At 40.6% G+C, this 20,861-nt stretch carries 14 protein-coding genes; 3 read left to right on the forward strand and 11 right to left on the reverse strand.

Going from position 1 to position 20,861, the window contains the following annotated elements; translation table 11 throughout:
* Nucleotides 1-27 precede the first annotated feature (27 nt).
* The 9 genes from pseC to LZF95_RS11580 all read right to left on the reverse strand — a co-directional run bounded on the left by pseC (nt 28) and on the right by LZF95_RS11580 (nt 12,020).
* A complete protein-coding gene (gene pseC / locus LZF95_RS11540) occupies nt 28-1,254 on the reverse strand; it encodes a UDP-4-amino-4,6-dideoxy-N-acetyl-beta-L-altrosamine transaminase (RefSeq protein WP_233755150.1) in 1,227 nt (408 codons plus the stop codon).
* A gap of 1 nt (nt 1,255) precedes the next feature.
* Complete coding sequence (gene pseB, locus LZF95_RS11545; RefSeq protein WP_233755151.1) at nt 1,256-2,266, reverse strand: UDP-N-acetylglucosamine 4,6-dehydratase (inverting); 1,011 nt, start codon at nt 2,264-2,266, stop codon at nt 1,256-1,258.
* 6 nt (nt 2,267-2,272) lie between these two features.
* A complete protein-coding gene (locus LZF95_RS11550) occupies nt 2,273-4,072 on the reverse strand; it encodes an ABC transporter ATP-binding protein (protein ID WP_233755152.1) in 1,800 nt (599 codons plus the stop codon).
* 133 nt (nt 4,073-4,205) lie between these two features.
* A complete protein-coding gene (locus tag LZF95_RS11555) occupies nt 4,206-4,817 on the reverse strand; it encodes a DapH/DapD/GlmU-related protein (RefSeq protein ID WP_262912238.1) in 612 nt (203 codons plus the stop codon).
* 302 nt (nt 4,818-5,119) lie between these two features.
* The gene (locus tag LZF95_RS11560; RefSeq protein WP_233755154.1) at nt 5,120-7,711 is read right to left on the reverse strand and encodes an SLBB domain-containing protein; all 2,592 of its coding nucleotides are present in this window, start codon (nt 7,709-7,711) and stop codon (nt 5,120-5,122) included.
* A 174-nt stretch (nt 7,712-7,885) separates the two neighbouring features.
* A complete protein-coding gene (locus tag LZF95_RS11565; RefSeq protein WP_368670774.1) occupies nt 7,886-8,359 on the reverse strand; it encodes an ArsR family transcriptional regulator in 474 nt (157 codons plus the stop codon).
* A gap of 160 nt (nt 8,360-8,519) precedes the next feature.
* A complete protein-coding gene (locus tag LZF95_RS11570; RefSeq protein ID WP_233755156.1) occupies nt 8,520-8,891 on the reverse strand; it encodes a hypothetical protein in 372 nt (123 codons plus the stop codon).
* A 5-nt stretch (nt 8,892-8,896) separates the two neighbouring features.
* Complete coding sequence (locus LZF95_RS11575; protein ID WP_233755157.1) at nt 8,897-11,311, reverse strand: penicillin acylase family protein; 2,415 nt, start codon at nt 11,309-11,311, stop codon at nt 8,897-8,899.
* 133 nt (nt 11,312-11,444) lie between these two features.
* A complete protein-coding gene (locus LZF95_RS11580) occupies nt 11,445-12,020 on the reverse strand; it encodes a DUF2911 domain-containing protein (RefSeq protein WP_233755158.1) in 576 nt (191 codons plus the stop codon).
* 336 nt (nt 12,021-12,356) lie between these two features.
* Here LZF95_RS11580 and LZF95_RS11585 point away from each other — a divergent pair, with 336 nt between their 5' ends.
* Nucleotides 12,357-13,403, forward strand: coding sequence for an endonuclease/exonuclease/phosphatase family protein (locus LZF95_RS11585; protein ID WP_233755159.1), 1,047 nt, complete (start codon nt 12,357-12,359; stop codon nt 13,401-13,403).
* Nucleotides 13,404-13,410: 7 nt separating this feature from the next.
* Here LZF95_RS11585 and LZF95_RS11590 read toward each other — a convergent pair whose 3' ends face one another.
* Nucleotides 13,411-15,657, reverse strand: a complete 2,247-nt coding sequence (locus LZF95_RS11590; protein WP_233755160.1) for an RND family transporter — start codon at nt 15,655-15,657, stop codon at nt 13,411-13,413.
* 135 nt (nt 15,658-15,792) lie between these two features.
* Between LZF95_RS11590 and LZF95_RS11595 the strand changes: the two genes are divergently transcribed.
* Nucleotides 15,793-16,587, forward strand: a complete 795-nt coding sequence (locus LZF95_RS11595) for a thymidylate synthase (RefSeq protein WP_233755167.1) — start codon at nt 15,793-15,795, stop codon at nt 16,585-16,587.
* A 177-nt stretch (nt 16,588-16,764) separates the two neighbouring features.
* Here the strand turns inward: LZF95_RS11595 and LZF95_RS11600 are convergent, their stop codons facing one another.
* Nucleotides 16,765-19,593, reverse strand: coding sequence for a prolyl oligopeptidase family serine peptidase (locus LZF95_RS11600; protein WP_233755161.1), 2,829 nt, complete (start codon nt 19,591-19,593; stop codon nt 16,765-16,767).
* A 614-nt stretch (nt 19,594-20,207) separates the two neighbouring features.
* On the opposite strand from LZF95_RS11600, the gene LZF95_RS11605 reads away from it, so the two are divergent.
* Nucleotides 20,208-20,681: an Lrp/AsnC ligand binding domain-containing protein gene (locus LZF95_RS11605; protein WP_086498399.1), complete on the forward strand. Its 474-nt coding sequence runs from the start codon at nt 20,208-20,210 to the stop codon at nt 20,679-20,681.
* Nucleotides 20,682-20,861: the final 180 nt, after the last annotated feature.

The raw sequence follows: 20,861 nt of genomic DNA on the forward strand, positions 1-20,861 counted from the left end.
TAAAATTTCAAATTTTGGCTAAGGATATCAGGAACAATTCTTCTCAGAATAGTACAACAGTATTGTATCTATCACAAACCTCTGCTCATCATAGCTTAACGTAGGATACATAGGCAGACTTATACAATTGTTGTAATATTCCTCGGCAATGGGCATATCTCCTTCCTTCCAGCCCAACTCCCGGTAGTAAGGCATTAAATGTGTGGGGATATAATGGATCTGTGCATAAATTGATTTACCTCTCAAAAAATTGTAAAGCCCTACTCGATCCTTAACTTCCAAAACATATAGATGATAGGCATGCCCTACCACAACACCTGACTGAGATAAAACAAAGTCTTGTCCAGAAAAAGCATCTCTATAGACTTCAGCTATATCCTTTCTTCTTACCAAACCTTTCTCAGCTCTACCCAGCTGACTTAATCCCAAAGCAGCTTGGATATCCGTAAGACGATAGTTATAGCCCAATTCCTGCATTTCCATATACCATCCAGGATAGTCCACCTGTTCCTGTTCCTCTTGCGCACTACCAGTATTCACCCCTGTAGCAAATGAGACTGAATTCTGATATTTCAAATCATCTTTGATAATTCCGTGGGTTCTGAGCATCACCAATTTTTCATATAAGACCTTGGAATTTGTAGTGGTCATTCCGCCCTCACCTGCAGCAATGTGCTTTACAGGATGAAAAGAAAAGATAGCTAAATCAGCAAAGTTGCCATTCCCACAGGACTGTTGATTTTTACTACTATCCACAAAATAACCACCTGGTGCATGACAAGCATCCTCGATAATCCATAATCCATATTCATCGGCAAGTTTTCGGAAAGCTTCCAAATCCACCGCCCTTCCTGCAAAATCCACAGGAATAATTCCACTGTAAGTTCCTTTCGGGCTTTTTTCTAACAGTTCGCGGACTTTTGAAATATCTAGCAGATATGTATCGGGGTCAATATCCGCAAAAACAACTTCTCCGCCACAGTAGCGGACGCAATTAGCTGATGCAGCAAAGGTAATCGGTGTGGTAATAACTTTAACACCGGGCTTCACACCCAGCGCAATGCAGTTCAGATGTAAAGCTGCTGTGCCGTTGCTTACAGCCACAGCATATTCCGATCCTATGTACGCTGCAAATGCTTCTTCAAATTCCTTGATTTTTGGCCCTTGGGTAAGGTAGTCAGATTTAAGCGTCTGTATTACAGCTTCAATATCTTCATCCGTAATAGACTGGCGACCGTATGGGATTGGCATCATCTTAAATATGAAATGAAGAATCTACGTGTTCTTGAATAAGTTTTCGCATGCTGTCCACTGTTTCCCATTCTGTGTTTTCTCCTGAATTGTATTGAAACCCTTCCTTTACTTTTACTGCTCCAAATTCATTGATAAAGTCATCCAACTTCCATTTATGAGTTGCAGGAAGTATAGTGTAATACTTTCCTAGATCGTAGGTAAAATATGAATCAGAGGAAGTGATCATTTCTTCATGTATCTTCTCCCCTGGTCTGATTCCTACATATGGTTTTTCACATTCTGGACCAATTGCTTCAGCCACATCCATAATTCTATAGGAAGGGATTTTAGGAACAAACAATTCTCCGCCCCAAGCATGCTGTAACGCATGAATCACCATTTCTACCCCTCCCTGCAAGGATATATTGAATCGGGTCATTTGAGGGTCTGTTATCGGCAAAACCCCACTTTCTTTTCTGGAAAGGAAAAAAGGAATTACGGAGCCATTAGATCCCATTACATTACCATATCTAACAACAGAGAATCTTATTGGATTTTCTCCTTTAATATTGTTCGCCGCAATAAACAGCTTATCAGAAGTCAACTTGGTTGCACCATACAGATTAATTGGAGCGCATGCCTTATCGGTGGATAAAGCCACTACCCGCTCTACTCCAGTCACGAAACAAGCGTCTATCACATTCTGAGCTCCGTAAACATTTGTTTTGATACATTCATCAGGATTGTACTCTGCTATGGGGACATGCTTCATAGCTGCCGCATGAATGACAAAGTCTATACCCTTCATAGCCCTAATCAGCCTATCTTTGTCTCTAACATCACCTATAAAAAACCTAATCATAGGAAATTGATCAGGAGGATAGTCCAAAGACATTTGATATTGTTTTTGCTCATCCCTTGAAAAAATCACTAAACGTTTTACTTGTGGATAGTTCTCCAAGATGTATTGGGTAAGTGCTTTGCCCAAGGATCCCGTTCCGCCGGTAATTAAAATTGATTTGTCAGTAAACATCTTTTATTAAACTTCTTGTAAAGCAACCATTTTTTTGAAAGATTGGGAATGATTCATCAATTCATGATAAGTCCCTCTACCTGATATCATCCCATTATTCAATAATATAACTTCATCTGCACTCTTAATTGTGGATAATCTATGAGCAACTATTAGGATTGTATATTCCCCTTTTAACTTTTCAATGTTTCCCTGTATTACTCTTTCTGTTTCAGAGTCTAATGCAGATGTTGCTTCATCCATAATCAAAATATCAACGTCCTTAAAAAGTTCTCGGGCAATTGAAATTCTTTGTTTTTGTCCACCACTGACCATTACACCGTTGCTTCCTAAAAATGAATTTTCCCTTTCGGGTAAACTTTCTACAAACTCTACAATAGCTGCTTTTTCTAGTGCCTTCCAAAATTTCGCTTTGTTTTCTGAAGTGGGCAAAGCCCATCTCGTCACATTGTTAAAAATACTATCAGAAAAAATAACAGGATCTTGCGTAATGTATCCAATGTGTTTTGAAAAATTCAGTTTATTAATTTGCTCATAAGGTACATCATCAACCAATACCTTACCAATATTAGCCGGTAGCATTCCAACAATTAAATTTACCAAAGTAGTTTTGCCGCTGCCACTTTCACCAACAAATGCATAAGTTTTATTCTTGTTAATTGTCAAGTGCAAATTCCTTAAGATCAATTCAGTATCACGGTAACTAAAACTCACATCTTCTAATTGAATAGTATCTTTAAATCCATTGATCATTAGTTCACCATCATCTTCCTGTTCAATTCTTAATACTTCCATAAACTCGGTCATATTTACTAGAGACCCTGAATTATTCAGAAATCTGTTCCAGTGATTTTGCATTTGAACCAGGGCATTGAGTGACCTATAGAAAAAGAGTAGACTCAAGACTATTACTCCTATTTTTTCAGAAAAAAAGTTGACTTGCACAAAAATTACGGACATTACAATAAGAATGACCATGGGTTCTCTTGTCGCCACAAGTATTGAATTATAAAGCCCTATTTTTTTATTGCTATTCTCAATATAATCAATTGCTTTTTTTATTTTTAGGCCATATTCGGTCATTAAACCTGTTGCTCTCAGGTATTTAAAGAAAGCTACTTTTTCAATCAAAAGGCCTTGGAAAACATGTCCCCCCTTGGTTATTTTGCTTGAAGTAGCTTTCGTTTTTTTATAAATCTTATTATAAAGGAAATTGGATAAAAAACCGCCAAAAGCGACCAAAACAGCGAATTGTGGATTCGTTAAAAATGCCAATATCACATAAACAAAAACCAAGACTCCAAATTGCATGGCTGCAAAATAACTTAAATAAGCACTTGACACCCTCCCTACCTCTCCACTTAAGGTATTCTGAATTCGACCCGAATCAGCCATCACAAATTTCTTATAGCTATATTTTCCTAAAATATCAATATTGTCATATCGTAATTTTTTAATGAAATATTGCTGTACGAGTACGTTATAGTATGACTCACAAAACTTAGCGATCCCTTTCGTTACAAAAAATACAGAAATAACCAATAAAACATTCGTTAGACTCAAGTCAATTCCTAAAAAATCAAGGGATTCAACTAAAAAACTCAGTCCTCCCAAATCTTCTGATGTAGCAGAGGTACCTCCATCTACCATTTGGAGTAATGGTAAAAACATAGCCAAACCAAAACCATCAAGGAGCCCAACTGAAAGGCTTAAGGCCAAAGCTATAAAAACTCTATATCTAAGGTGAGAATAAAAGTAACTGAAATAAACCAAATACTTTTTCACCAAGTTCTTAATTATTCCCATGTTTACTATTGATAGTAATAGTCTATACTAGTCATAAGGTTTTGAATATTATTCCTAAAAAATTAATTATAATTAATGTTTTAGATGGCCAAATAAGCTCATTGAAAATTATATAAAAACACAAGTATTGAAATCAAATGCGTCTAGCAGGTATTCCTACTATTGTTGTTGCATTCAAATAATCCCGGGTCACAGCAGCTGCCGCACCAACCACAACCCCATCTCCCAATTCCACCCCTGGCAATATAACCGCCCCAGCTCCCAATCTACAAAATGCTCCAACTTTAGAACCTCCGAGTAAAATTGCCTTTGGACCAATCTCTGAGAATTCCCCCACGTGGCTATCATGATGAAGTTGAGCTCCTGTGTTGATTAAAACTCCTTTTCCAAGATTTACTTCAGGCCCAACAAACGTCAATGGCATCAAATCCCCATGTATTTCTTCCTTATTGGAAACACTTGAAAAGTTCAACCAATAAGGGGTTCCACCTAAAGCTATAAAAAGGTCAAAAAACTTACTTCTCAAAATAGGATTCCCAATTCCTAAGCAGAAGCCAGAATCGCTTTCTAATCGAGATTTAATTTTTTCTATAGACGAATACACGGTAAAACTCTTCCTCTTCAAGACAACTGTTTCAATCGATGTATCCTCATCAAAAAAGCATATAGATGAAGAATCGTATCCTGCATTGATCAACAAAAACAGAACTTCCTTACCATGACCTCCTGCCCCAACTATTACCATGCCACTAGCTGAATTATCATAAAGATGTCCATCAAGTTATCTGAATGCAATTCCTTTTAATAGAATCCCATAATGTGAACCTTATGGCTAAGTGTCTATAGATGCTTTTTGTCCTAGATGCTTGTACAGCAACAATCCACATATTTTCCATAAATATTTCTGCAAAACCCAAGAGCTTTGGATCCTAAATGCTGACCTTCAGACTCTAGTAATTATGAAGCCATATTTATTAAAACAATATAATCCTGTCACCATATAATACTGGTAATAAGTAGTTTATACCCTTTTGATTTTACTCTCTGCTACGGTAGCAATCTTTCTATCAAAATCCCCAATGTGGCTAGACTAGACGCTAAGCCTATCCAGCCGGCAGCACTTAATCTTTCACGCTCTGGCTTAACAGGTACAACTATTTCCGCTCCCGGTTCCAGTCTAGGATAAAATTTAAGACCTAGCAAATTACGGGTACTTTTTGCATCTCCATTTGCGTAAACCACATAGGTTTTGGATTTTCTGGCATTTTCAGTAAATCCACCTGCCTTAGAAATATAATGTTTCAAACCACGATTGTTATAATACCTGGTAGTCGTAGGCAATAAGACCTCTCCCACCATTCTAACCGTCTGAAGTTCCTTTGGTATTCGTATAATATCCCCCTCCATTAGGATGAGATCATCTTCTCCTCCTGGATTTCCCATTATTTTCACTAAATCAATCCCTACATAATCTTGTTTTTTCATGCGGACGGCATTTAAGGCAGAATCTAACCTAATCGAATCAAGGGCAAGAGAACTATCTGACAATTTCTGCACTGCAGCTTCTTGTTTTTTTATTTGCAACTCAATATCATAATCGGCTATCTTCTTGTCAACCCTATCAAAAAGAGTTTCCTCTGCCTCATTATTCTTCCTCTTAAAATCCGGATCCAGATTATCTCTGATCTCTTTCAGTTCATTAATGCGCTTTTCTTCATCAGTTAGATCCTGGAAATATATTGTGCGCCGTATCAAACTAGCCCCCTTAGGATATGCAAACTGTGTCATTCCACCCGCTCTCTTTACCACATCGGATATCCGCTCATTGGCCGAGGCTATGGCAAACTCTCCTGGATAGGTGACTTCTCCTTGGATAGTCACGATTTGCTCTCTTTCAAAGCCAGGACTTCTTCTGATAAAAACATGGTCAAAAGGCTGTAGTTGCTGGTTTCTTTCCTCATCAGTCAGCTCCAAATTTGGATCGATTGTCAAAGTCTTAATCTCTGCTATCCTACCCGTACTCGAATCCCTGACCCTTCGTGCTATCTCTATGGAAGAATTAGTAGCCGACTCCAATAAACCTCCCGATCGAATAATCAGGTCTCCTACAGTCATTTCTGAAGCGAAGGGATAAGTACCCGGATAATTGATCTCTCCGGAAATCTTTACATAGTATTCCTCCTTCACATCATACCTACTGGGAACGAATAAAAGATCCTCGTTTTTTAAAGGTACATCCTGTCTAGTGCCTTCTAAGATACCTTTCAGATCAAGTGGCTCAGCTGCCAAAGTCAAATCAGCACTGGTTCTGTACAAGGTAGCTCTAGTAGCAAACGCCTCTGGTTTAAGCCCCTCAGCTTTCTCAAGAAGTGTTTTGACAGTTAATCCTTTATCCTCTAAAGAATATTCACCTGGACGGTTTACAGCCCCTTCCACTTGAACTCGGTTTGAAAACCTCTCTAGAGCCTCACCTATAAGTATTTCGTCTCCATCCAGCAGAGTGAACGAGGAAAACTCACTAGATGGCACATCTACTACTTTTCGCTGGTTATCTTCAATTCTACGGATCGTCACCCTGTCTTTGTAAGCCAAGCTGGTAAATCCTCCTGTATATACGTATAGGTCTCCAAGAGATTCATTCGGCTTTACCTCAAAAAGCCCTTCTCTACGGACTGGGCCGATGATTTCAACTCGGGTTTCTACAGGAGGCACTATGACTACATCATTGTCCTGAAGTGTAATATTCGACCTTTGATCTCCTTTGGATAGAAATTCATATATGTCCACTGTAGCTACCAATCTACTGTCCCTATATACCTGGATTTTCCTGAAAGCACCATTTTCGTTGGGTCCGCCTGCTGCATATAGACCGTTAAACACTGTCGCAAATGAGGGCAATGTGTATGTTCCAGGTTTGGTTAGCTCCCCTACCATCGAAACTTTAATCGATCGGATATTTCCAAGTCTTAGCTGGATAAATGTATTGGGATTGGAACCAGTCAGCCCCGAATATATCCTTCCCAGAGCTGTTTGGATCCTTGAAGTAGCAGCTCCAATAGTGGATCCTCCAACCTGAACTGGCCCTACATTAGGAATGAAAACCCTTCCTTCAGGTGTGACATTGAGATCATACGACTGCTGAGAAGCACCATATACATCCAACAACAACTGATCCCCAGATCCGATCACATAAGATTGAGGGGTGGGGATATTTAGACTAGGGTTGAAATTGAGTTCCCGGTTGTGAAACAGCTTATAACCAAAAATCTTCTTCTGCTTCACAGTCAGATCATAATAAGGATCAGATCTACGAATAGAATCAAACATATCTACCTCCTCAAATCCAGTGACTGTTCTACCCCGTCCTCCTTCTTGAATCTGCTTGGATGAATTTACTTTCATTTGCAATTCAGAGATTCTCTTGCTCAATTTTACTGCTTCCATCGCTGGCATTCCTCTTTCCCGTGCCAATGCGGTCAACTGACTGGTAGTCAAACCATTAGACTCTGCCCGCTTGATCAACTGCTCTATCTGGGCATCAGATAAATCATCGACTTTTAGGTTTTGTATATCGGAGAGACTCTGACTTTGAGCGGCAAAGGCTAGCAATAAAAAAAACACCAGTAAAAAGCAATTCATAGAATAGCCGCCCCAAGTTTTCAATTCAATTATTTTCGTATTCAATTCTTATTATATCTGTTAACTATCTGCTAATTTCTTATTTTTATTCTATTCTCAACTGTTTTCACACAGCTTCGCCCTTTCAGTCACATCCGTGCCTAGTCAAACCGTCAAAATCTCACCAAAAGCTACTTAAGCGCCTACTTCCTTATCAAACAAAACCAACCCTTTGGACATCATCCTCTCAGCTAGCAATGTCAGTACCACTTTTCGGTCTATCATTTCTTCTATCTTGTTTGATAGATTTAAAATATAGTCTTCATTGAGATCATCTCCGGTTACCACTACGTCGATCTTGCCCGAATCGATACCCTTGGACAGATCTCCGACCAAAATTACTTGGCTAACCTCGCCCATACGACCCAATATCTGCTCAAGTAACTTATCCAATCCCAGGTACTTACGTACAATATCCTGGATATTGAAAAAAAAAGGATGTTTTACGTTGGCCTTGTAAGCGATTTTGTTTTTATCTGACTCTTTCACCAAGAATCCTGCTTGTGTCAAATTGTTCAGTTCCTTGCGGATGGCATTGGTGGATTCACCAAACTCATCAGCCAATCCTCTCAAATGGCTTTGTGTTTGGGAATTAACGAAGAACTTCACAAGTAACCTCAACCTTGTCTTTGAAGTAATTAAGGATTCAAGCATAAAAATCCACTTCCATAGTGAGTAACAAAGGTACTCATTGCATTGAATAGGAAAAACAAAAAGAGTGTTTTTGATTAAGAATAACGGACTTTAACTATTTTCTATTTATCTCAGCCTATTGTCTGTAAATATTATCCGGTTTTCTCCTGAGAAGTTTTCGGAACGAACTGCCACATAATGCGCTGAAAGCCCCAAGGAAGAACCCTAACACGCCAGTAAATGCAAACAAAATGAATTCATTACCCACTCCCATCAATCCCCCAATTTTATCGGGTAGGGAACTTCCTGATACAGTTGAGATATAAATAGTTTGTCCAAGCCACATCAACCCCATTCCAAGTCCTCCGGCGAAAAAGGCTCCAGTGCCTTTGATATTTGAAATCGCAGCAAGAATAGCAATACCTAGCATCACAGCCCAAAAAGCCAAGAATGGGTTCAATAACATAACCAACAATGCCGTGAGAAAAACAAACAGAACAAACTTCATGGTTTTTATTTTAGAATAGTTTGAAACAAGATCCCTTCTTCCTGGCCGGGAGTTCTTAATTTAAAATCCAGGTATTCACCATTTGCCCATTTTTCTACGAAATTACTGTAGTATTTACTCCCTGGGTTTCCGGATTGCCCCCCGGGATATATTCCAAAAGCATTGATTTCAGGCCCTAATTCTACCACCATTCTCCAACTGGCTCCATGCCGGGCACTCGTTGCGTTCAAAATACCGGATCCTCCCCCTGTGTACACATTCTCCACAGAAAATGATTTAAACTGGGGAACAAGGTGCTGAATTGTGGTTCTTTTATAATTAGCCCAAGAAAAATCACCTTCCTCGGATTCCCATTTCTTCATTTCCGCGAGCATATCCCTAAACCCCTCCTTTACATGAATAGTGGCGGTCTCCAGAACAGAGGTGTTTTTTATATCAAATATGCTGTCAGCCGGGTCATGTTTCATCAGCACAACTGTTTGATAATAGCTGGGAAGTACTACTTGAGCTCCATAGGAGGACAATTCCTTCCAGATATGGTTATAAGCTTTTCTCCACCAGATGTAAAACAAGGTAGGAGCTTTTTGGTTTGGATCAGCGTATAGATCCCATTCCTTAAGTAAGGATATATATCTTTTGGCATCGGGATCTGCATCAAACTCACTTCCAAGCATGTCCATCATCACCGGCAGTGCTTCTGCTGCGTGCAGGTAGTAATCGTCAAACTGAAGGCCTTGCATATCCTCCACTGTGATTGCCTTCATTTCCCGGAGTCTTGAATTTAGCCGTCGGTTTCTATAGAATTCATAGCTGTTGTCAAATACATAATAAGGATAGGTAGAATCTGTAGGATGCTGATTTGCCGAGCTGACAAACCCACGGGAAGGATTTAAGGTATTGGCATTCTGTTCATTTGGAATATATCCCTGCCATTCCATATTTGGATCTGCTCCATCCATGAAAAACTTGCCCTGTCCCTTCCATTTCAAAGGAAACTTGCCTTGGATCCGCATGGCTATATCGCCACTCTTGGAAGCGAAAACAAAATTCTGTGCAGGAGCAGTAAAATTATCCAAGGCTGAGTTATAGTCCTGTATATTTTTCGCAGTATTTAACTCAAGAAATGTCCTTTGCTCATTGGAACCTTCATGCACGTTCCATTTGAGAGCAAAATTCACATCCTGTCGCATAGAATTGAAACTCTGGTCGTAAACCACCGGACCATAATGGGTGTAAACCACGGTGTCAAGAAAGACCGCTTCACCTTTTACTTTTATTTCCTCTACCCTGAAAGAAGTCTGTCTCCATTTATCACCATACTTGTAGGCTTTCCGTGTCTCATCCTGAAAAGTGATCTTATACCAGTCTCTCGTATCGCGGGTGGCATTGGTCACACCCCAGGCAATATTTTCATTAAAGCCAGAGATCACACCCAGTGCGCCAGGCAGCGTTGCTCCTTTCACCGAGTGATCTGGAGTAGTTAACTGCATAGAATACCAAAGGGACGGGAGATTTAAACTGAGGTGGGGATCATTGGCCAAAATAGGATGCCCATTTTTGGTTTTAGATCCGGAAACCGCCCAATTATTAGACCCAGTTCCTTCTTCTGGCTGCGGCAATGGATCAATTAACAACAGATCATCCGGATAACTGATACTGTCGGGGTGATTTACAGTCATGGCTTCAAATCCCCACTTATGCCCCGGTTCAATAATAGGATCAACCCCTTCCGGATATTCCGGATATAGTTTATCAAGCATCACGTCACCAAGAATTTTCCGTAGATTGGAATATTCAAGATCCCGGTCCCCCACCAACATATCGGTCATATACTTTAACAATAGTATAGATTTATAAGCAGACCAATGCTCGGGCCGATAGCCCAGAATTTTATATTCCACGGGCAATCTAGCCTCAGAAAGCTGATCAATGTATTGATTGACCCCATCCGCATACGCCTCTAGTAATTTGTACGATTTCGGATCCTCCGTTTTGATGAATTCCATCCCCTTTTCAGCACCATAAGCCAATCCTTTTCGTCTGGTCATTCTGTCCAGATCCAGTGCGATCGAACCAACGATTTCGGAAATCCTACCAGCAGCTGCCATGGTCTGAAACTCCATCTGCCATAACCTATGTTTAGCTGTAATATAACCTTGTGCCCGGTACAGATCCTCTTGGCCGTTGGCAAAAATATGGGGGATAAGGTTTTCATCGTAAACCACCTTCACCTCACTGCTCAGTTTTTCGAGGGCTAATTCACCCTCATCCAGCTTGTCTTCAGAGAAGCAATTTTGCCAAAATCCGTGATAGGGATCAAGTAAGGGGGCCAAGGGAGGAATAGCACCAAAAGGACGGGAAACAGCTACAGCAAGGACTATGGCAAGCGTCAAAGTGATTAAAAATCCTACAAGCTTCATTGAAAATAGTTAAGATATAGGGCGAATTTAATCCAATCTTAGAACTATCAAACAAATAGACGGTTCCTTTTACCTACTCACATAAAAAAGCCCTCAATAAGTGACATACTGAAGGCTTTATCTTGAATGATATTTAATTTATACTGATGGGCAGCTTCAGCTTTTCCCATCGAATGACCAAGCCCGGATCCTGAATTTCCATTGACAGAGATTCTTGACTGCTTGCTTCCCACTCAGGGCTCACTTCCACTCTGAGCACATCATTCTTTTCATCATACTGAAAATGTCCATGCTCCAGATCCCATTCAGAATTAAAAATAACAGTCCAGGAACCTGTTTCCTTAGGAATCGTAAACAAGGAATACTTACCAGCAGGGAGTTTTTTCCCTTCTACCACCATATCCTGAGCCAGATCCACATAGGACGCTTCATTGGCCCCCGTTCTCCATACTACATTATAAGGAACCAAATCTCCCCATAACACCCTGCCTTTTACAGCGGGAGAACCATATTGCACCTTGAAGGGTTTCCCCCCAATCTCTCCCTCTTTTACCATCAACGGGCTAGGACGGGATTCTGCCTTTCCAGCAACTTCCATGGTTTCAGATGCTACCCCTGAATCTTTGGATTCAGAAACCTTGGACTCACCGCATGAGCTGAACACCATAGAAGCTATGGCGGCAGACAAAATAGTTTGGTACGTTTTCATGTGTTTATAATTGTTTTTTAATGGTCACATGGAATCTCGCATCACAGATAATCGTTCCTTCGTATGACTCTTGAGTCATGCTCGATTTCATATTGGGTAATTTTCTATTCGAAGTAACTAATAATAAGTAAATGAGCAAAATTCAGACCTCTATTCGATTGTCCCGAGACCCATAATATACCGAAACATACAAAATCCTTCTGATACCCGTTAATGTGTCAGCGTGAAAACAATAATTAAAGTAGATTGATTATTGTCCGTAAAGGTTAAATAAACCATTCACATTAATAGGTTCATGAATTATTGCTTACTTTATTACCAGATCAATCATACTTCATGAAAGTCATTACCTGGCTCCTCTTTGCCGTCACATTAATATTGTTTGCAAGTGTCTATGTTTCACCGGAATATTTCCGGTATGTAGGATTACTCCCCTTTTTTATTCCGGTGATCATCCTATTGAATCTTTTCTTATTGCTCATCCTCATATTATCTTGGAGGAAATTAGCCATTTTGCCATTATTGGCTTTGCTGATAGGTTATAAATTTTTCCTTGCCACCTTCCAGATCCATCCTAAAAATGAAAATGCCGAAGGGTTAAAAGTTTTCTCCTACAATGCCCACATGTTCTATTACAACTCAAAGAACGAAAACTCCCCGGAATCCAATGTGCTCTCTTGGCTGCAAGAACAGCCGGCAGACATCATGGCTTTCCAGGAATTCTATCAGGACAACACCACTCCATCACGGGATGCATTGAAAATCCTTGGCAAGGATTCCAATTACAAGGTTTCTTATCATATCACAGACGGCAATCCTAAAAAAAGATCCAACGGTTTGGCAATATTTTCTAAGTATCCAATCGTCAATGACGGCAAGGTTTTCAATGCCCAAGGCACTAATGGGGCGATTTTCGCAGACATATTGGTGGGAAAAGACACCATAAGGATATACAATGCCCACCTAGAGTCTATGAGAATAGACTCGGAAGGATTGGAAAACCTGGATGGGGTCAAAGAAAACTACAGGCAAACCTTGGGTAAACTCCAACGGGGAAGTCTGGCGAGAAGTAAGCAGCTGGGCATATTGCTGGAGCATATGTACAATAGTCCGTATCCTTTGATCCTGATGGGGGACTTGAACGAGATCCCCTACTCATATACTTATTTCAAATTGTCAGAAAAATATGATAATGCCTTCGAAAATGCGGGACGGGGTTTTGGGTTCACTTATAACCGTATTTTATTTTTCCTAAGAATAGACCATATCTTTTCAAGTCCTGGGCTAAAAGCCGTAAATTTCAGAACACATAGGGAAGTTGATTACTCAGACCATTACCCTGTGTCGGCGACCTTCACCTGGGAAGGAATCCATCGGGAATAAATTGCGTTTATTGACTTTTTCCCCACATTCTTTTCAGAGGCAGTAGCAAAAGAGGAAGTAGCATCAAATCAGCGAGCAAGGCAAAAAGCAATGAGGCGGAGATCAATAAGCCTGTAAAGTGGGTAACACCAAACTGACTGAAGGTCAACAGTCCAAATCCGGAAATAAGTACAATGGTGGTTAAGACAATCGCTTTGCCAGTTTCCAAATATGTCCGTTTCAAGGCATAGATAAGATTTTTCCCGGATGAAAGTTCGACTTTGAGCCTACTCATAAAATGGATACTGTCATCCACCGCTATGCCAAACGCAACAGTAAAAAGTATCGCCGTCGTCAACTTTAACTCAATTCCCATAAAATACATCAGACCCAACATCCAAAGAAGGGGGACCAGGTTAGGAACCAACAAAATAAACGAGATCCGCCAGGATCTAAACAGGGTTCCAACTATTACTCCGACCAATAAAAACGCCACGCCCAGACCTTTCCCCATCTGCAACGTGACGGATCTATGTCCCTTGTCTATCAGGTAAGCTGTTCCTGTCCACTTTACCTGAAGCAGGCGTGGGTTTACATGCTCCTCCACATAGTCGTCCAGTTGCCTCCTGAGTTGCGTCATTTGCATAGACCCAAGATCTGCGGTCCTCCCACTGAATCTACCTGATGTCCTATCCTCACTGAGCACCTTGATGTCTGCTCTGATCAGGGCCGCCTCTAGCCAGCGATCCATACGCTGACGCTGCCATCTGGAAGGCAAAAGAAAAGCATCAGGATCCCCCTGATTCTGAGCCTGATTCAGAGATTTCACCAGCGTAAGTGGAGAAACCGGTTGGACATTTCCAAATAAGCTGATGATTTTACGTTCTACTTTTTCCAACTCCAGCAGCACATCGTAGTCCAACAGTGAGGAAGCTTCTTCCCCAACAGCTAGGGATATTTCAAGAGGGTTTGATCCTCCATAGTTCTGATCAAAGTAGGCAAAATCCTGCAGAATGGGATGATCGACAGGAAGATTGTCAAGCAAATACCCATTAATCTGAATTCTAGATCCTACGAAACCGCACACAGCTGAAACTCCAATGAATGAAAAAACAATCAACTTCTTATGGCTTATTTGCCAAACAAAAAGCCTATGCAAAACACCTGGTTTTTCAGACTTGTGCGGAGAGGGGGTAATTCTGATAGGAATCAAAAACAAAAGCCCTGGTGCGGTACAAATAACAGCTACAAAAACGACCAAAATCCCAAGTCCGGTGGTCCATCCAAAATCCTGAAGCGCAGGTATGCTGGTAAAATAAAGAGATAAAAAACCCAAAGAGGTGGTCAGCATGGTCAGCCAAACCGCTACAACCAGTTCTTTAAAAACCTCGTGGATCGCAATATCTTTAGTTATTCCGCTTTTTAGCTTTTTGATCAGATGGGTAAAAAAATGAATCAAAGCACTCAATCCCACAATCAGGAAAATAGTGGGTTGCATCACAGACATCAGGTCAAAGGGCTTCCCAAGAATGACAAGTAATCCAAAAGCCCATGCCACACCTATAACAAGAACCAGTAGTGGAATAAGTACAGCCCACCAGGATCGAAAAATCACGACCAGCAAAAACAACATGATCAGGATAGAGAACCCGAAAAACATCCCAAATTCCTTTTGCATCAGATGCACAAAATCACCTTGCATTTGAATTTTACCGGCAATTGCTTTAGGCTTGATCTCATAGCGGGCAAATACACTTCGGATAGAATCATATAATAGATCCCCCTCAGCCTTGGATATATTTTGGCTATTCTTAATCCACAATAGAAGCGAATTTCCATCTTTTGAGATCAGCCGGGAGCTAAACTGCTCCGCTTGAATGTCAAATTCCCCAAGAGATTTTTCATCTGACCAATCCAGGACTTTTTTATAATTCACCCCAAAAATCCCTATTATAGGCTGTTCCAAGTTTAGGATAGAAATGAGTGTGTCTATTTGACTCAGTTTTTGAAGGGCTGATTGCACCTCGCTGGCTTTCTTTATGAAATCAGGCGTGATAAGCTCGCCCTCAGGATTACTCAAGGCAACAAGCAAGTAGTCATTGTCATTTTCAAACTGATTTCTATAGCTTAGATAAAAATCAAGATCCTCATCGTCTTGGGGAAAGAAAGTTTCGAAATCATAATCAAACTGAGGAACCGGACGGTATATGATCAGCATTATACTGAGCACGACAGTAAGCAGTAAAAAAATATAGGCAGTTTGTTTTTGGAACATCTGGTGATGGAGATTGGGGTTTATTCCGCAAATTCTTTCTAAGTATAATAAGTTTAAGACTGCAATGTTTCAAATCAATTCCATTTAATGTCCGAACTGATTAACTTGCCGGAAGTTGTAAACCAAAGCAGAAAAATGAAGCAATACCACGATTTGATGAGAAAAATCCTTGATGAAGGAGCTGTCAAAGGAGATAGAACCGGAACCGGGACCCGGAGTATTTTTGGCCATCAGATGCGTTTTGACCTTTCGGAGGGTTTCCCTGTAGTCACAACCAAAAAACTACATCTGAGATCGATCATCATCGAGCTCTTGTGGTTTCTCAAAGGTGATTCAAATATCAAATACCTGAATGACAACAAAGTGTCCATCTGGAATGAATGGGCCGATGAAAACGGTGACCTAGGCCCGGTGTATGGTTATCAGTGGCGTCATTGGCCAGATGGAAAGGGAGGCGAAATCGATCAGATCAAAAATCTTGTCCATCAGATCAAAACCAAGCCGGATAGCCGCAGGCATATTGTCAGTGCTTGGAATGTGGCTGACGTTGACAACATGGCTTTGCCTCCTTGTCATACCATCTTCCAGTTTTATGTTGCCGATGGGAAATTGAGCTGCCAGTTGTATCAACGTAGTGCTGATGTCTTTCTGGGGGTTCCTTTTAATATTGCATCTTATGCCCTCTTCACCATGATGATAGCGCAGGTCTGTGGGTTGAATCCGGGAGAATTTATCCACACGTTTGGGGATGCCCATCTATATTCGAACCATCTGGAGCAAGCTGAACTTCAATTGAGCAGGGAAATAAGAGAGTTGCCCACGATGAAAATCAATCCTGAAGTAAAGGATATTTTTGAATTTAAATACGAGGATTTTGAACTGGTCAATTACGATCCACACCCACACATAAAGGCTGTTGTAGCGGTATAATATGTAAAAGATAAAGAATCAGCATTCCACACCAGGCTACTATAAAAAAGGACCAGAAAATTGTTTTCCGGTCCTTTTTTAGTTCTGGCTTGTTAAAAACCCCTTCACGTGAAAGTGGATCATTCAATCACAATTATCACTTTTGATCTGATAGTGGCATTATTCATCATGCCCTAGTTAATCCTCAAGTTCATATTTTAGTGTCTTCCCTTTTTGCACTGCAGGAAGACCTTCGCTCATCCATAGGGGTTCCGGTGCCCCTTTCAGGTAATGATCAAAGAACTGACTTAAGCGTACGGAAAGATCCTTTCTGTTTTTGCGTTTGACCAGATTATGGTCTTCTCCGTTGTATTGTAGCAACCAAGCTGGGCTGCCCAGTCTCTTCAAAGCCATAAACATCTCTATTCCCTGATACCACGGCACTGCCCCGTCTTCATCGTTATGCATAATGAGAACAGGTGTTTTTACCCTATCCATGAAAAAGAGCGGGGAATTCTCTATATAGTAAACCGGTCTTTCCCAAAGAGTACCTCCTATTCTAGATTGGGTTTGCTCATACTGGAACATGCGGCTCATTCCTGTACCCCATCTGATCCCCCCATATGCTGAAGTCATGTTTACCACCGGGGCTCCTGCGCCTGCTGCTTTGAACATATCTGTCTGAGTGATGAGGTAAGCGACCTGATAGCCACCCCAGCTCTGTCCTTGGATAGCCATGTTGTCAGCATCTACAAAACCTCTTGCAACAATAGACTGTACCCCAGGAATAATGCAACTGTAGGCACTAGGTCCCGGGAGGCCCAATTTGTAGGTGATATCCGGCACAAAAACCAGGTAATCATTACTTACAAAATATGGAATATTGATGGTAGAAGCACTTGGTGCTGGAGCCCTGTAATTATGCAATCCATCACTGTTCCGTTCATAGAAATACACCATCATCGGATACTTTTTGGAGGCATCAAAATTTTCAGGTTTAAACAGCAATCCCTGTAAAGATTCCCCGTCGTTGGTCATGTAATCAACTAATTCTACAGATCCCCAGTTGACCTCGGCCTGCTGGGGATTGAGATTAGATACCTTTTTAAGGTTTTTGAAAGTCAGGTCACTCAAATACAAGTCAGGATTTTCAGCATAAGTTGATCTGTTGAGAAAAATCTCCCGGCTCTCTTTTGCCTTGGTCAATCCATAATACCTGTTGGCAGACATAATCAACTGCTTAGGGGCTGATTTCCCTTCGAACGTTCCAGTGAAATATCCAGAATCTTTGGTTTTCTCATTAAAGGCAGTCAAAAGCAACTGTCCATTAGGATCTATACCCTTTTCCTCAGGATCCAGGTTTTGTCTTCTAAATACCGTTTGGGATTTCCTCCCTACCGCTTGGGTAAGGTTAACTGCCTGAGCTGGGTTTTTAGGATCTATTTTCCAGATATCAAATCTATCGTAAACCAAAAACCCTTCGTCGCCATCTATCCAACCAGCACTGCCATAGCTACCTGGCAATGAAGGAGAGTCATGCAATTCATTGTGAAAAGCAACAGAAAGCTCCTTGGTGAGGTTGATTTTTTCTTCTAATGCTACATCGTAGGCCACCCAGCTGCTGTCCCGTGAATCATACCAATACACATATTTCCCAGCAGGAGAAATAGTCGGATAGCCTGAAGCGTCTTTTTCAATCAATGTCTTTTCGCCGGTAGCAAAATCAACCAAATACAAGTCCCTACCTGTCTGTATATTCCAGCTATAGTTGATTCTATATGGCTCATCTGTCCATGCCAGACCAAAATCCCGCTCTACTTTTGCTTCCAGAATGACATTTTTCACTTCCAGGTCAGCGAGCTGGGTAATCTTTTCGTTGGTAAGATCGACGGTGGCCAAATAGGAGAATTTTTCCTCCCTGCTTTTATTTTTGAGTTGCATAGGCTGAATCTCCGAATCCTGCCAGCCCCAAATATCCAAACTGACCCTATCTTCATCCAATATCGTGGTGTCGCTTTCATAGCTGTAATCCATATAATCAGGAACTACTCCGAAAAACAAGCGGTTTTCATCCTCAGAAAATTTCAGGTTACCGTTTCCACTGATAATACCTTTATCCAATACCCCCTCAGATTCCTTTGTCGCGATCTCCTTTACTTCCGCACTGGAAGTTTCTACAAGAAAGAGGGAATAATAAGGCTTCTTTGACTTGATCGAATCATCTGTAGCAAGGTAAGCAAGGTATTTTGCCTCGGGTGAGAACGTAACCTCTGTATAGGCAGTCTTTCCTTCGGAAAGTAATTTGCTTTCTCCTGTGGAAAGATTCAACAGATAAATCGCAGCATTATCCAGCGTATCTTCCTCTGCCAGTTCATAATGAAAAAACTCGCCATTCTTAGAAAAGCCGTAGGACTTCACTCTCTCAAAATCATAGCTTACAGATCCATCGAGTGCCCTCACGGTAAGTTTGGTCCCTTCTGTCTTTTTTGGTTTTTCCGCTTTAGCTGTACTATCGGATTCAGTATCTTTATTCGCAGTTTCCTTCTCCTTCTTAGCTTTTTCAAAATGGATGGCAATCCAGCTCCCTGATTTTTCAGGCATTCCAAATGACTTAACTTTAGGCAGCTTTTCCAGTTGGTTTTCAGCCAAATCATAAATGAAAAGACTATCGGAAGGCATATCTTCCTTTTTGGTCTTTTTCAGTTTAAGGACATAAACGGAATCTTTTTCAGGCACAATTTTGCCTACCGCAAAGGTCCCATCAGGGGAAAAGTCAAAAGATGACGCTCTGGGGATTACTTTCCGCTTTGTGGGATCTTTGTAAGGGAAAAGTTCAATACGGCTATCTCCGTCCTGAGGAGAGACCTGGAACCCTACCCATCGGCCATCGTCTGTGATTTTCTGTGAGGCCAACCTCTCCCAGCCGTCATAATCGGCATGGGTCAATGGCCTCTTTTGTTGTGCTACTAGCGATTGAAAACTTAAGAACAATACAATAAGTACAATCGCCAACCTTTTTATTTTCATAGTCAATCTGATTTATTAAAGCGCTCTGATTTTGTAGTTCTATCCGGTTAATTTTCCGAAAATTTTGAAAAACCGACTGTCATAAACCTACCAAAGGTAAAAACACCTGGGTTTGGTACGCTAACCGCTTAAAAAAAATCCAGGAATCAAAGTTATGATGAAGTAGAGAAAACTTAGACCAGGAGCCTTGCACCCTCAACTGGGCTATTATCATATTGTCAGAAGTACACTATTTATGCATCTACAAATGCTGTGGAGACGCTTTAAACAATGGAGCAAACCGAATCTTTTAGGGATGCTCCATAAAAACCAGCTAGGAAACAAAAAAGTCTCGCCAGAAGCAAGACCCTTTTCAGAATATAAACCCAAATATAACTTTAGAGATTAAAAGTTTCAGATGAAATTAAACTAAAATTTGGAAATCCAAACGATTCCAAACTTTAATTCGAAGTATTACATGCGAGACGAAATATTCAATCGGACATCTATCTCGAATCCAAAGTAAGTGGTTTTTGGGTTTAATTACAAATTGAAAAAAAAATTTTGCAATATTTTGAACAATTTCTAATTTACAGGCAGATTCATTAACAATCATCCAAAATCATTCGATAAAAATGGACAAAATTTTAGATATCGATAACATAGACTTGAAGATCATCTCTCTACTTAACGAAGATGCAAAGACGCCTTATACCGAGATCGCAAAAAAAGTCTTTGTATCCTCCGGTACCGTTCATGTGCGCATGAAAAAATTAGAGGATATGGGCATCGTCAAAAGTGCCACGCTGAATATTGACTTTTCTAAGCTCGGATACGACATATCAGCCTTTCTTGGCATCTACCTGGAAAAAAGTTCCCTCTATGATACCGTGATCGAAAAACTCAAAACAATTTCTGAAGTAGTGAGTGCATACTATACCACAGGAAATTACTCAATTTTCGCCAAGATTATCTGCAGGGACACCAATCACCTGAGGTTGGTATTGGATAATATTCAAAAAGTAGAAGGAATAGACCGAACAGAAACACTGATCGTACTCGAAGAATCCATCAACAGACCCATTCAGTTTTTTGACAAGGAAAAATAAGCCTATTAAGATTAAATCTAAATAAAATACTTAGGCCATTATATTAATTATTAAAAGAGGCTGTCTCAAAAGTAGCTAGTTTAAAAGGCTAGTCGATTTCTCGGCTAGCCTTTCCTGTTTTAACTCAAAACATGTATTTTGAGGTGTGCAAAAACAAGACTTAAATGTAGCCTTTAAGGA

Source organism: Algoriphagus sp. AGSA1, assembly GCF_021390545.1.
Lineage (GTDB): Bacteria > Bacteroidota > Bacteroidia > Cytophagales > Cyclobacteriaceae > Algoriphagus.

Excerpts from the sequence above, each read along its gene's own strand:
- pseC (WP_233755150.1), bottom strand. The coding sequence starts at position 1,254 with ATGATGCCAATCCCATACGGTCGCCAGTCTATTACGGATGAAGATATT.
- pseB (WP_233755151.1), bottom strand. The coding sequence starts at position 2,266 with ATGTTTACTGACAAATCAATTTTAATTACCGGCGGAACGGGATCCTTG.
- LZF95_RS11550 (WP_233755152.1), bottom strand. The coding sequence starts at position 4,072 with ATGGGAATAATTAAGAACTTGGTGAAAAAGTATTTGGTTTATTTCAGT.
- LZF95_RS11555 (WP_262912238.1), bottom strand. The coding sequence starts at position 4,817 with ATGGTAATAGTTGGGGCAGGAGGTCATGGTAAGGAAGTTCTGTTTTTG.
- LZF95_RS11560 (WP_233755154.1), bottom strand. The coding sequence starts at position 7,711 with ATGAATTGCTTTTTACTGGTGTTTTTTTTATTGCTAGCCTTTGCCGCT.
- LZF95_RS11570 (WP_233755156.1), bottom strand. The coding sequence starts at position 8,891 with ATGAAGTTTGTTCTGTTTGTTTTTCTCACGGCATTGTTGGTTATGTTA.
- LZF95_RS11575 (WP_233755157.1), bottom strand. The coding sequence starts at position 11,311 with ATGAAGCTTGTAGGATTTTTAATCACTTTGACGCTTGCCATAGTCCTT.
- LZF95_RS11580 (WP_233755158.1), bottom strand. The coding sequence starts at position 12,020 with ATGAAAACGTACCAAACTATTTTGTCTGCCGCCATAGCTTCTATGGTG.
- LZF95_RS11585 (WP_233755159.1), top strand. The coding sequence starts at position 12,357 with ATGAAAGTCATTACCTGGCTCCTCTTTGCCGTCACATTAATATTGTTT.
- LZF95_RS11590 (WP_233755160.1), bottom strand. The coding sequence starts at position 15,657 with ATGTTCCAAAAACAAACTGCCTATATTTTTTTACTGCTTACTGTCGTG.
- LZF95_RS11595 (WP_233755167.1), top strand. The coding sequence starts at position 15,793 with ATGAAGCAATACCACGATTTGATGAGAAAAATCCTTGATGAAGGAGCT.
- LZF95_RS11600 (WP_233755161.1), bottom strand. The coding sequence starts at position 19,593 with ATGAAAATAAAAAGGTTGGCGATTGTACTTATTGTATTGTTCTTAAGT.
- LZF95_RS11605 (WP_086498399.1), top strand. The coding sequence starts at position 20,208 with ATGGACAAAATTTTAGATATCGATAACATAGACTTGAAGATCATCTCT.